Annotated in this window: 7 protein-coding genes; 5 read left to right on the top strand and 2 right to left on the bottom strand. The window is 74.0% G+C overall.

Going from position 1 to position 12,387, the window contains the following annotated elements:
• Positions 1-26: 26 nt before the first annotated feature.
• From BLV24_RS16360 to BLV24_RS22075, 5 genes are all read left to right on the top strand, one after another.
• The gene (locus tag BLV24_RS16360) at positions 27-1,154 is read left to right on the top strand and encodes a class I SAM-dependent methyltransferase (RefSeq protein ID WP_092683762.1); all 1,128 of its coding nucleotides are present in this window, start codon (positions 27-29) and stop codon (positions 1,152-1,154) included.
• 196 nt (positions 1,155-1,350) lie between these two features.
• The gene (locus BLV24_RS16355) at positions 1,351-3,330 is read left to right on the top strand and encodes an autotransporter assembly complex protein TamA (RefSeq protein ID WP_092683760.1); all 1,980 of its coding nucleotides are present in this window, start codon (positions 1,351-1,353) and stop codon (positions 3,328-3,330) included.
• Positions 3,330-7,937 carry a translocation/assembly module TamB domain-containing protein gene (locus tag BLV24_RS16350; RefSeq protein ID WP_092683758.1) on the top strand — a complete coding sequence of 1,536 codons (4,608 nt, stop codon included), beginning with the start codon at positions 3,330-3,332 and terminating at the stop codon, positions 7,935-7,937. The genes BLV24_RS16355 and BLV24_RS16350 overlap by 1 nt, the downstream gene beginning before the upstream one ends.
• A 317-nt stretch (positions 7,938-8,254) precedes the next feature.
• Positions 8,255-9,271 (top strand): N-acetylmuramidase domain-containing protein, encoded by a 1,017-nt coding sequence (locus BLV24_RS16345; RefSeq protein ID WP_092683756.1) that lies wholly within the window; start codon positions 8,255-8,257, stop codon positions 9,269-9,271.
• A 59-nt stretch (positions 9,272-9,330) separates the two neighbouring features.
• Positions 9,331-9,933, top strand: a complete 603-nt coding sequence (locus tag BLV24_RS22075; RefSeq protein WP_092683754.1) for a hypothetical protein — start codon at positions 9,331-9,333, stop codon at positions 9,931-9,933.
• Between the two features lie 561 nt (positions 9,934-10,494).
• Here the strand turns inward: BLV24_RS22075 and BLV24_RS16335 are convergent.
• Both BLV24_RS16335 and BLV24_RS16330 read right to left on the bottom strand, forming a co-directional pair.
• Positions 10,495-11,487 carry an MDR family oxidoreductase gene (locus BLV24_RS16335; protein WP_092683752.1) on the bottom strand — a complete coding sequence of 331 codons (993 nt, stop codon included), beginning with the start codon at positions 11,485-11,487 and terminating at the stop codon, positions 10,495-10,497.
• A gap of 213 nt (positions 11,488-11,700) precedes the next feature.
• Entirely contained in the window at positions 11,701-12,267 is a 567-nt protein-coding gene (locus tag BLV24_RS16330) for a hypothetical protein (RefSeq protein WP_092683750.1), read from the bottom strand.
• Positions 12,268-12,387: the final 120 nt, after the last annotated feature.

Here is a 12,387-nt window from a genome sequence, read left to right as displayed (position 1 = left end):
GCGCGGGCGGGCGCTAGGGGACGCATATGGCTGAACCCGATCCCATGGACCTGCTCGCCGTCCCCTTCGAGACCGGCGAGCTCGCCCCCCCCGAGCCCGGGGGGCTGCTGGTGCTGCGCGCCCGCCCGGGCTCCCGCTTCGCCCGTGACGCCCTGGTCTGCGAGCAGGGGCTGCGGCCCCTGCATGACGCGCTGGCGGCCGAGGGGCGGGTCGTGCATCCCGCGCTGCCCGACGACGCCGGGCCCTTCCCCATGGCCGCGGTCGCCCTGACCCGCGCCCGGGACGAAACCCAGGCCAATTTCGCCCGCGCCTGGGCGCTGACCCGCCCCGGCGGGACCGTGCTGGCCGCCGGGCCCAAGACCGACGGGATCGAGAGCCTGCAGAAGGCGTTGCGCCGCGAGGGGCTCGCGGTCGAGGCGCGGCCGATGAAGCATGGCCGCATCCTGACCGTGACGCGCGAGGACCGCACGCCGGACCGTTTCGCCGACTGGGCCGTCGCCGCGGTTCCGACCCCGACCGCGAAAGGCCCGGACGGGACGGTGTTCCATACCTGCGCCGGGGTGTTTTCCCGCGACGGGGTGGATCCGGGCTCGGCCATGCTGGCCGCGGCGCTGCCCGAGCTGAAGGGCGCGGGCGCGGATCTGGGCGCGGGCTGGGGGTTCCTTTCGGCCGCCGCGCTGGCCCAGCCGACGGTGACCGCGGTGGAGCTGATCGAGGCGGATCACGCCGCGCTCGCCTGCGCGCGGCTGAACCTGACCGACCCGAGGGCCGGCTTCCGCTGGGCGGATGCGCGGGCGCCGGGGCTGGCGGTCGGCAAGCTGGACTGGGTGATCGCCAACCCGCCCTTCCATGACGGGCGCGAGCTGGCGGTGAGCCTGGGCGAGGCGTTCCTGGCCACCGCCGCGCGAATCCTGAAGCTGTCGGGTCAGCTGATCGTCGTCGCCAACCGCACGCTGCCCTATGACCGCACGCTTGGGGAGCTGTTCGGCGAGGTCGAGGAGATCGCGGGCGACCGGGTCTACAAGGTGCTCGCCGCGCGCAAGCCCAAGCCGAAGCCCAAGCCCGGATCGGGTCCGCGCGCGCGGACCGGCGCCGGCGGCGGAGACGGTTCCAGGCCCGGCCCGCGCGGCCGCATCCCGCAGCGCGGGCGCTGAGCGCCTCTCCCCGTCCGGAGGCTTGCCAAGCGGCCTCCAACTCCGCAGCTTGCGTCAACGATCCGGCCCGGGCGGGGGCGGCGGCGGCATGCGCCGCCATGTCCCCGCCGCAATTCGAATGGTGTCTGTCTCCATGATCAGCGAACCCGCGTCCCGCCAAACGGGCCTCCGATTTCCGCGCCGCGCGGCGAAAGCGATGAGCCTGCTGGGCCTGATGGCGCTGGCCGCCTGCGGGGCGGGCGAGGAGCGGGCGGGCGACATTCCGCCGGCCGAGTTCCTCGAACCGGCCACCGGCATCGCCTACGAGATCGAAATCGTCGGCGCCCCGAACGACGCCGCCGAGGGCCTGCTGGAAGAGACGCTGCTGCTTTACCGTCGCCAGGATAATGGCGCGCCGAGCCGCGCGATTCTCAAGCGGCGGGCGGAGGAGGATATCGGCTCGGCCGAGAAGGTGTTGCGCAGCTTCGGCTATTACAAGCCGGTGATCGACGTCGAGGTGGGCGAACTGCCGCCCGAGCTTGCGGACGAACACGCCGAGGCCGACGAGGGTATCGGCGCCGAGGGCGAGGGCGTGCGCCGGACCCGCGGCGTCGATGTCGGATTCGGCGGAACCGCGACGGCGGAGGGCGCGGCCGGGGCGGAGAACGCGGACGGCGACCCGGTGGACGACGCCCCGCGGGAGCGGGCGCTGGCGCGGATGATCATTGATCCCGGCCCGGCCTTCACGCTGATCCGCCACGACTTCCAGCTGGTCGACGTGCCCGACGGCCCGCCGGTGACGTTGCCCGCGGCGCGGGAGGTCGGCTCCCCCGTCGGCCAGCCGGCGGCGGCGGCGACGATCCTGGAATCCGAGGCCCGCGTGCTGACCGCGCTGCTCAACCAGGGGCGCCCCTGGGCCAAGCTGGAGGGCCGCCGCGCGGTGGCCGACATGGAGGCCGCGACCATCGAGGTCGAGACCCGCATCGCCCCCGGCCCCTACGCCGAATACGGGTCCATCCAGGTCGAGGGCCTGGAGCATGTGGAGCCCGGGCATGTCCAGAAATACCGGGTCTGGAAGAAGGGCGAGGCGGTCGACCGTCGGCAGCTGCGCGAATATCAGAGCGAGCTGATGGCGACCGAACTGTTCGACTCGGTGGTGGTCGACGTCCCGCGCGAGGCGCCCGCGGCCAGCGGCTCCGCCGCCGTTCCGGTGACGATCCAGGCCGCCGAGGCCAAGCGGCGCACGGTCACCGCGGGCCTGCGCTACGACACCGACGACGGCGTCAGCGTGCGCGGCGGCTTCAAGCATCGCAACCTGTGGGGCGAGGGCGAGCGGCTGACGCTGGACGCCAATCTGGGCCTGGTGGACCAGTCGGTGACCGCCGAGCTGCGCAAGCCGCAGTTCCTGCGCCGGCGCCAGGACCTGACCTTCAACGCCGAGGCCAAGCACGAAGAGAACGACGCCTATGACGAGACGTCGGCCCTGCTGGGCGTGGGCCTTGAGCGCGAGATCGGACGCTACTGGACGGTCGGCGCCAGCGGCGTGGTGGAATATTCGCTGCTGACCCAGAACGGCAGCGACGACGACCTGTTCCTCTACGGCGTTCCGGCCTTCGTGAAATACGACGGCACCGACGACCTGCTCAACCCCACCGAGGGCGTGCGGGCGACGGTCTACGGCACGCCCTATTACGCGATGCGCGATCGCGGCGATTCCCAGTTCTTCAAGGCGGAGACCCTCGCCTCGGGCTACATCTCCTTCGATGACGAGAAGAAATACGTGCTGGCCGTGCGCGGGCGCGTCGGCTCGATCTTCTCGGAGGCCTATTCCGACGTGCCGATCAACAAGCGGTTCTATTCGGGCGGCGGCGGTTCCATCCGCGGCTATCAGAGCGACATCATCGGGCCGCTCGACAGCGACAACGACCCGGTCGGCGGCCGTTCGGTCATCGAGGCGGGGGTGGAGATGCGGGCCATGGTCTGGGGGCCGGTCGGGACCGCGATCTTCGCCGAGGGCGGCTCGGTCTCGCGCGAGGTGTATCCGGATTTCGAGGATGACCCGCAATTCGCGGCCGGCTTCGGCGTGCGCTATTATTCGCCGGTCGGGCCGATCCGCGCCGACATCGCCTTCCCGCTGAACCCGCGGGACGTGGACGATGCGTTCGGCTTCTACTTCTCCATCGGGCAGGCTTACTGATGCGGACGCTTTCCACCCGCGCCCGGGGCGGCGCTTTCGCCCGCGCGGCGTTCTCCGTCGCGGCGGTGCTCCTGGTCGCGGCCGTGGCGCTCTGGGCCGGGCCGGGACATGCGCAGTTCTCGATCTTCGGGCTGAAGAACAGCCTGGTGCAGTTCCTGCTCAAGCAGATCTCGGTGGAGGGGGAGTTCGAGCTCACCGCCACCGGCATCGAGGAGCCCGAGGACGGCGTGACCCGGCTGGCCGGCGTGCAGATCGCCGATGGCGACGGCGTGTGGTTCAAGGCCGAGGGGGTGGACCTTAACTGGAACGCCTCGCGCATTCTGCGGGGGGAGCTGGAGATCCGGAAGCTGGCCGTGGTCGGGATGGAGGTGCTGCGCAAGCCCAACCCGCCGGAAGTGACGGTGAACGAGGACAGCGAGGTCGGGCAGGCCACGTTCGATCCCTTCGCCTGGCCGCGATCCCCCATCGCCACGCGGGTCCGGGAGATGCGGCTGGAGCGGGCTTTCGTGGCCGCGGGCGTGCTGGCGCCGCAGTCGCTGAGCTTCGAGGCGACCGGCTCCTTCGTGGACGAGGGCGACGAGCAGAGCCTGACGCTGGACGTGACGCGCACCGACGACGTGGTGGGCGAGATCGACCTGAACTATGTGCGCGACTTCTCGGACGAGAGCCTGACGCTGAAGCTGGACGCCGGCGAGGCGCCGGGCGGGCTGGTCGCGGCGATGGCGGGCTTGCCGGAGGGCAGCGCGTCGAGCTTCGTGATCGACGCTTCGGGGCCGCTGACCGACTGGGCGCTGACGCTGTCGGCGGAGGCGGAGCGGATGATCGAGGTCACCGGCTCGGCCACCGTCAACGCGCAGGCGCCGATCGGGGCGTCGCTGAAGCTGGCGCTGGTTCCGGGCGAGGCGCTGGACCCGGCCGCGCATGTGGCGCTGGGGGAGCGGGCGGAGCTCGACCTCGTGGTGCAGGAGACCGAGGGCGGCGTGATCCGCATCGAGTCCGGGCATTTCCGTTCGCCCTCGCTGGGGATGGACGTGTCGGGCGACTACGTGCGCGACACCGCGGCGATGGATTTCGCGCTGAAGCTGGAGGCGCTGGCCCCGCTGGCGGCGCTGGCCGAGGGCGTGGACTTCGAGCGTTTCGGCTTCGACGGCACGCTGAAGGGCGACGCGGCGAATTTCACCGCGAAGGGCGCCCTGACGCTGGCCGGGCTGGCGACGGCGCCGGCGGATCTGGGGGGCGCGGATCTCGACGTCACCGTGACCATGGCGGAGGAGCGGGTGTCGCTGGACGCGGCCGGCTTCGCGGAGCAGGTGCGGCTCGACAAGCTGGGGCCCGATCTGCTGGGCGAGACCCGGATCGACGTGAAGGCGACCTATGGTCTGACCGACCAGCAGGCGGCGCTGGAGGTGCTGAGCGTGGCCTCGCCGCTGCTGGAGGTCTCGGTGACCGGCGACGCGGACCTGGAGGGGGAAAGCGCCGCGGTGGATTACCGGCTGGCGACCCCTGACCTGAAGCCGGTGGCTGGCGCCTACGGGCAGGACGCCGGTGGGCGGATCGAGGCGGAGGGGCGTGCCGAGGGGCCGTTCGACGACCTGAAGATCACCGGCAAGCTGGCCGCCGAAGGGCTGGAATATCAGGGCGACGCCTGGGGCCGGGTGCAGTTCGACCATGACGTGACGGTCGGCCCGGTGATCGGCGGCGACCTGAGCCTGCGGGCCGAGGGCACGCCCTACGGACCCGCGGCCATCGTCACCGGCTTCGAGCTGGACGGCGACCGGCTGGTGCTGAGCGATCTGGGCGCGGAGGCGATGGGCGCCACGGCGCAGGGGGGGCTTCGGCTCGATCTCGCGACAACGCTGGCGCAGGGCGATCTTCAGGTGACGGCGGAGGATCTCGGCCGGTTCTCGGAGCTGGCCGGGCAGGCGATGGCCGGGTCGATGAAGGGCACGCTGACGCTGGCCCCGCAGGAGGGGATGCAGAACGGCGCGCTGGTGGCGGAACTGGTCGGCTTCCGCGGGTTCGGCGCGCAGGCGGAGCGGGCGGACGCCAATATCTCCCTGCGCGATGCGCTGGGGGCGCCGGGGGCGGATTTCGCGATCTCGGCGGACGGGGTGCTGTACGTGATCCCGGCGGGGGAGGCCGAGGCGGCCGATGGCGACGCCGCGGCGGCGCCGGAGACGCGGGCCTCGATGGTGCGGGCCGAGGTGACGGGCACGGCGACGGACCTGACCGGCGCGCCGGGGGTGATCGCCTCGGGCGAGCTGACCGGGCTGGCGGTGTCCGGACCGGCCGAGGCGGCGGTGGAGGGCGTGACCTTCGAGGCCGACCTGCATGACCTGATCGCGGCGCCGGGCGGGGTGTTCAAGGCCGTCGCCACCGGGCTGGAGGCCGAGGGGACGACCCTGGCCGAACTGCGCCTGGACGCGACCGGGGACGACCTTCTGGACGCGGCCGGGACGCTGGTGGCGGATATCGCCGCGAGCGGGCTCGACGCCGGGGGCGCCACGGTGCGCGAGGTGACGGCGCATGTGGAGGCCTCGGACCTGACCGGCGCGCCGGCGGCGACGGCCACGGCGAAGGTTTCGGGGATCGACGCGGGCGGGGCCACGGTGCGCTCGGCGGTGCTGGAGGCTTCGGGCCGGGACCTGGTCGCGGCGCCCAACGGCACGGCGAAGCTGCGCATCGAGGGGGTGGACGCCGCGGGCGCCGCCACCTTCTCGCGCATCGATCTGACGGCGGAGGGCGGGCTGGACGCGCTGAAGCTGGCGCTGGACGCGAGGGGCGAGACCGAGGCCGGCGAGGTCGTGACCGTGGGCGTCAGCGGCGACGGCGCGCTGGTGGGCGAAGGGGCGACGTTCCGCTTCGGCCGGCTGGAGGCGAAGGCCGGGGACAAGGGGATCGCGCAGCGCGGCGCCCTGACCCTGCGCCAGGCCGGCGGGGCGCAGAGCTTCGACGGCATCAACCTGGAGCTGCCGGGCGGGGCGCTGACCGGCAAGGTGGCGCTGCGCGGCGGCGGGCTGGTGGGGGAGCTGGCGCTGGCCGTGCCGGACGTCTCGGTCCCCGCGGCGCTGTTCGAGGCGCCGGTTACGGCCGGCGCGGTGCGGCTGCGGGCGGATTTCGACACGCGGGCGGGATCTCCGCGGGCCGATGTGACGGTGGACGCCACCGGGCTGATGATCCGGGACGTGACCGAGGAGGCCGACCAGGCGCTGAACGTCGCGCTGCGCACTGACTGGAACGGCCGCGTCCTGAACGCGGACGGGCAGGTGACGGGCGGGTTCGGCGACGCGCTGCGCGTCACCGCGGCGATCCCGCTGCGCCCGGCCGGGCTGGTTCCCGCCCCGCCGCGGGGCGCGCAGATCGACGCCGGCGTGACCTGGAAGGGCGAGGTCGAGACGATCTGGCCGCTGCTGCCGCTGTCGGACCACGTGCTGACCGGGGAGCTGGACCTTGACCTGCGGGTCGGCGGAACCTTCGACAATCCTCGCCCGGCGGGCCGCGTGGAACTGACCGGCGGCGCCTATCAGAACCTGGAGGTCGGAACGATCCTGACCGACCTGCGGGTCAGCTCCAGCCTGCGCGAGAACGGCGGCGGCCTGGTGGTGAAGGTGGACGCGCTGGACGGCGCCAAGGGGCCGGTTCAGGCGGAGATCCATCTCAAGGGCAAGGAGATCGAGGCGGTGCTGACCACGCGCGAGGCGGTGCTGGTGCGCCGCGACGACGTGACGGCCGCGATCACCACCGACATCCGCGTCGAGGGCCCGCTGACCGAGCCGCTGGTGGCGGGGACGGTGACCGTGGACCGGGCCGAGGTGCGGCTGGTCTCGGCCACGCCGCCCTCGCTGGCGAGCCTCGGCGAGGTGGAGATCAAGGGCGCGCCTCCCGAAGAGGTGGAGGAGACCCCGACCGGGGGCCCGCAGCTCGACGTCAAGGTGCGGGCGCCGGGGAACATCTTCGTGCGCGGGCGCGGGTTGCAGAGCGAGTGGGAGATGTCGCTGGACATCACCGGCAGCGCCTTCGCCCCGGCGATCGCGGGGGCGGTGGAGCGGCGGCGCGGGACGCTGGATTTCCTGGGCCGGGAGTTCGACCTGGTGCGCGGCGCCGTGCGGTTCGACGGGTCGACCACCATCGACCCGCTGATCGACGTGTCGCTGGAGCATGAGCGCGACGACATCACCGGGCGGATCGCGGTGCGGGGCTACGCCTCGGACCCGTCGCTGGCCTTCGAGTCGGTCCCGGCGCTGCCCGAGGACGAGGTGCTGCCGCGGGTGATCTTCGGGCGCCCGCGCCAGAGCATGACGGCGGCCGAGGCCCTGCAGCTTGCGGGCGGCGTGGCAACCCTGCTGAGCGGGGGCGAGGGCGTGCTGGGCCAGGTGCGTTCCGCTGTGGGGCTGGACGTGCTGTCGGTGGACACGAGCGGTGAGAGCACGGCGGTGAAGGCCGGGCGCAACGTGGCGGACGGCGTGTTCGTGGGCGTGAACCAGCCGGTGGACGGCGGCTCGACCTCGGTCGAGGTGGAGGTCGAGGTCTTCGAGAACTTCACCGTGGAGGCGGAGACGGGCGCCGACGCCTCGGCGGTGGGCGTGGGCTGGAAGCACGACTGGTAGGGGGCGGGCGAGCGGGCGTCTCCACTCCGGGGGGCGGCCGCTCCGGGGCGTCGAGCCCCGTCGCGCCCGCGCCGCGCATGCGCGGCGGGCGCCCGGAGCGGCGCGGCGGGAGCGGCTTGGGCGAGCGGGCCGGGGCTCGTGGGGGGCCTCGAGGTCGGGCGGCGGCGGTTGGTGGCATGTCTCGCCTCGCTCCGGCCGAATTGACGAAAAATCAACCTTGTTAGGGCAATCTCCGTCCTCTCGCCCACCGGGGCGGGCGCGATCCGCCATGGGCGGCGCGTCGGACCCCGGCGGCGGTTCCAGCGACAGAGCCCGTCATGCCCGAATTCGCCGCGCCCTTGCGCGCGACACCGCCTCCTCCGCGCCCCGCCGCGCCTGCGCCCGCCCCCGACGCCGCGACCCTGTCGCGCGCGGGGGCCGCCGCGGCGCCCGGCGATGGCGGCGCGGACGGAGCGCCCTCCGCCCCGGGCGGAGCGGCCGAGGCCTGGCCGCGCCGCGCCCCCGAGGGGTTTCGCGGCGCGGCCCGGGTGATCGGGTCCGAGGCCCCGTGGCTCGCCGCCGCCGCGGAGCTGGGCTGCGAGCTGGCGGCGATCAAGGCGGTGGCGCGGGTGGAGAGCCGGGGGGCCCCGTTCCTGCCCTCGGGCCGGCCGCCGATCCTGTTCGAGCGGCATATCTTCCATCGGCTGACCGGGGGGCGTTTCGATGCGGCGGCGCCGGAGGTCTCGGACGCCTCGCCCGGCGGATACGGGGCGGGGGGCGAGGCGCAATACGCCCGGCTGGAGGCGGCGGCGCGGCTGGACCGGGCGGCGGCGCTGGGCGCGGCCTCCTGGGGGCGGTTCCAGATCATGGGAATGAATGCGGGCCTGTGCGGCTGGCCGGATGTGGAGAGCTTCGTCGCCGATCAGTGCGACGACGAGGCGGCGCAGCTGGACGCGTTCGCGGGGTTCGTGCGCGGGGCGCGGCTGGACGGGCGCCTGAGGGCGCGGGACTGGGCGGCCTTCGCGCGGGGCTACAACGGGCCGGGATATGCGCGCAACCGCTACGCCGAGAAGCTTGCGGCGGCCTGGGCGGAGGAAGCCGCGGGGGAGGCGGGGGACGGGGCGTTCCGGGTGACCTCGGTCGCCGCCTTGCAGCGGGCGCTGACGCATCTGGGCGCCGGCCCGGGGGCGATCGACGGGCGTATGGGGCCCCGGACCCGGGCCGCCATACTGCGCTTCGAACGGCAATGCCGCCTGCCTGAAACCGGCGCCGCCGGCCCGGCGCTGATGGGCGCGGCGCAGGCGGTCTATTACGCGCTGGGCGGGCCGGCGCGGCCGGGAGCGGGCGGCGGCTAGGCCCTCGCAAGGCGGGGCCGGGCCCCGATTTCTCAACCTCGAACCCAAGGGAGGCCGACATGGCGTTTCCTCTTTTGCCGCTGGTGGCGGCGGTGGCGCCGGCGCTGGTCTCGCGGCTGGCGGGCGAAGACGCGGGCGGGCCGCTGGGGGCCGCGGTGGGCGCGGCGGTGCGCGAGGCGACGGGGGTGGAGCCCGGGGCGCCCGGCGGGGCCGAGGCGGCGCTGGCGGCGGCGCGGGCGGATGCGCAGGTGATGGCGACGCTGAAGGCGCGGCTGGCGGAGGTGGCGCTGGAGCGCAGCGCGGCGGAGCTGGCCGATCGCGCCGACGCCCGCGCCCGCGACGTGGCGTTGGCCGCGCAGGGGGCGCGGGGGCGGCGGGCGGACATGATGCTGGCCGCGGCCTTCGCGGCGGTGGTGGGGATTGCGCTGGTGATGTTCCTGCTGTCGCTGAGCAAGGGGGCGGAGAACAGCGCGCTGGTCAACACGCTGGTCGGGTTCCTGACGGGGATCGGGGGCATGTTCGCGCGCAATATCGGGACGGCGTTCGACTTCGAGTTCGGTTCGAGCCGGTCGAGCCGGGAGAAGGACGGGCGGCTCGCCGGGCTGGCGGCGCGGGGCCCGGTCGATCCGCTGGAGGCGTTCCGCAGGCAACTGGCCGAGTAGGCCGGCGGAGGGGCCGCCGCCTCCCCGCGCGCCCTTCGGCCGCGTGCGCGGGCGGGGGCCCGCGGCGCGCTGCGCGCGGGGGGAGGCGGCTGGCGCCCGGCCTGGCGATGCCGGCGCGGGTGGCGCGCGGGGCGCGGCGCGTCGCGGGCGTCGTCATGCAGGGGCGGCGTTGCGCGGGGGGCGAGGCCTCGGCCGCGCGATGTTTGGGCGGCGCGCGGGGATGGGCGCGGCTCGATCAAGGATCAGGGCGAGGCGCCGGGACTGGTGGATGAGGCGTAGCGCGGCTGATCCGGGGGCGGGGAATGGCGGCGCGGCCGCCCGGGGCTTTGGGCGCCGCATATGGCGCAGGTCTCCGGAACGGTCGGCGCAAAGGGCGCCAAGGTCCGAATTCGGGGCCGTGTCCGGGTGCGGGTCCGTGTCCGGGTGCGGGTCCGGGGCAGGGCGTTCGTGCCTGACGGCGGCGGTGGGAGACGGCGACCCTCGCGCCGCCTTCTCCCCGCCGCGCGGGCGGGCGGGGGAAGCCGGGCGCCCGGGCGGGCGCGCGGCTCCCCCGCACGGGGGTCAGGCGTTGACGTCGACCACAACGCGGCCGCGGATCCGGCCCTCCATGATCTCGGCGCCCAGACGGGGCAGGTCCGAGAGGGTGGCGGGGACGGCCATCGCCTCCAGCCGGTCCATCGGCAGGTCCGAGGCGACCCGCTTCCACGCGCGCAGACGGTTGTCATAGGGCTGCATGACGCTGTCGATGCCCAGCAGGTTCACGCCGCGCAGCAGGAACGGGATCACCGTCGCCGGAAGCGCCGCGCCGCCCGCAAGCCCCACCGCCGCGACCGAGCCGCCATACTTGATCTGGCCCAGCACGCGGCCCAGCATCGCGCCGCCCACGGCGTCCACGCACCCGGCCCAGGTCTCCGATTCCAGCGGGCGCTTCACCGTTTCGGCCACCTCGGCGCGGGGCACGATGGTCGTGGCGCCGAGCTCGCGCAGGTAGGACTCCGTCTCCGGCCGTCCGGTGACGCCGGCGACCTCGTAGCCCAGCCCGGCGAGGATCGACACCGCGACCGAGCCCACGCCCCCCGCGGCCCCGGTCACCAGCACCGGACCCTTGTCGGGGCTCAGCCCGTGATCCTCAAGCGCCTGCACCGCCAGCATCGAGGTGAAGCCCGCCGTGCCGACGATCATCGCCTGCCGGGTGGTCAGGCCCTCGGGCAGGGGGACCAGCCAGTCGCCCTTCACGCGGGCTTTCTGGGCATGACCGCCCCACCAGATCTCGCCCACGCGCCAGCCGGTCAGCACGACCTTGTCGCCGGGTTTCCAGCGCGGGTCGGAGGACTCTTCCACCGTCCCCGCGAAGTCGATCCCCGAGACATGGGGCCAGGTCTTCACCAGCCCGCCGCCGGAGGTGATGACCATGCCGTCCTTGTAGTTGACGGTGGAATATTCGACGGCGACGAGCACCTCGGCCTCGGGCAGCCGGTCGACCTCGATGGCCTCCACGGCGGCGGAGACCTTCCCGGCGTCGTCCTTGTTCACGATCAGGGCGTTGAAGCTCATGCGATCCTCCAGCCTCGCGGCGCCCTCTGGATCGGGGCGCGGTTCGGGGCGGGAGAGTTTCCCTCCGCCTTCGGACTGTCAACCGGGGCTGTCGGTCGGCGACGGCGGGCGCGGGGCGGAACCGAGCCCGGCCCCGAGCCCAGCCCCGGGCCCGGCCCCGGGGCGCGGTGCGGATCGCGGGGCCGTCGCCGGTCCGGTTCGGTTGGGGGCGGTTCAGGCGACGTTGCGCCGCCGCCGCCGCCAGGCGACGCCGAGGCCGAGCGCCACGACCGCCCCCTGCAGGCCGAGCGCGCCGGGAAGCGGGACCTCCGACGTGAGCTCACGCACGATGAACGCGCCCGCGCCGCCGGAGCCGAGCAGCTGCGTCCCGGTGATCGAGTGCGCGCCCGCGGCCAGCGAGAAGGTCCCGCGGGAATAGCGCGTATCGTTGATGGCGCAGGTGATGTCGGAGTCGCAGGCCGCGCCGGAGGTGGGCGCGCTGGTCACGCCCTGCGACGCGGCCATGTCGAAGATTTCGAACTGGTCGGTCGATTGGAACAGGTCCAGCACGAACAGTTCGCCGGGCGCCGAGAGCAGGAAGGTCCAGGCCGGATCGGGCGCCGCGAGGGCGTCGGGATTCGTTCCCAGGGTGACGCTGGCGCCGCTGGCGAAGGGCGTGGCCGGCCCGTCGAAGCTGAACGTGTACCAGGTGTCGAGCGCGACCGCCGTGGCCTGCGCGGGGCGCGCCGCGGGGATCGCCAGAAGAGCGGCGGCGACGAGAGCGGCGAAAGTCCTGCGCATGGTCCTGCACTCCATCCTCGGGGGCGGAGAAGGCGACGGGGTGGGGTCGAAGCTCCGCATATGGAGGGGAAGCCTAAGGCGAAATTTGCCCCAGGGTCAACCGGCGACTGTTTCCGGGAA

The organism is Albimonas donghaensis, assembly GCF_900106695.1.
Classification (GTDB): Bacteria; Pseudomonadota; Alphaproteobacteria; order Rhodobacterales; family Rhodobacteraceae; genus Albimonas; species Albimonas donghaensis.
Note: the sequence above shows the minus strand (reverse complement) of the source record. Positions and strands in the feature narration are given on the sequence as shown.

Excerpts from the sequence above, each read along its gene's own strand:
- BLV24_RS16335 (WP_092683752.1), bottom strand. The coding sequence starts at position 11,487 with ATGAGCTTCAACGCCCTGATCGTGAACAAGGACGACGCCGGGAAGGTC.
- BLV24_RS16345 (WP_092683756.1), top strand. The coding sequence starts at position 8,255 with ATGCCCGAATTCGCCGCGCCCTTGCGCGCGACACCGCCTCCTCCGCGC.
- BLV24_RS16330 (WP_092683750.1), bottom strand. The coding sequence starts at position 12,267 with ATGCGCAGGACTTTCGCCGCTCTCGTCGCCGCCGCTCTTCTGGCGATC.
- BLV24_RS16350 (WP_092683758.1), top strand. The coding sequence starts at position 3,330 with ATGCGGACGCTTTCCACCCGCGCCCGGGGCGGCGCTTTCGCCCGCGCG.
- BLV24_RS16360 (WP_092683762.1), top strand. The coding sequence starts at position 27 with ATGGCTGAACCCGATCCCATGGACCTGCTCGCCGTCCCCTTCGAGACC.
- BLV24_RS16355 (WP_092683760.1), top strand. The coding sequence starts at position 1,351 with ATGAGCCTGCTGGGCCTGATGGCGCTGGCCGCCTGCGGGGCGGGCGAG.
- BLV24_RS22075 (WP_092683754.1), top strand. The coding sequence starts at position 9,331 with ATGGCGTTTCCTCTTTTGCCGCTGGTGGCGGCGGTGGCGCCGGCGCTG.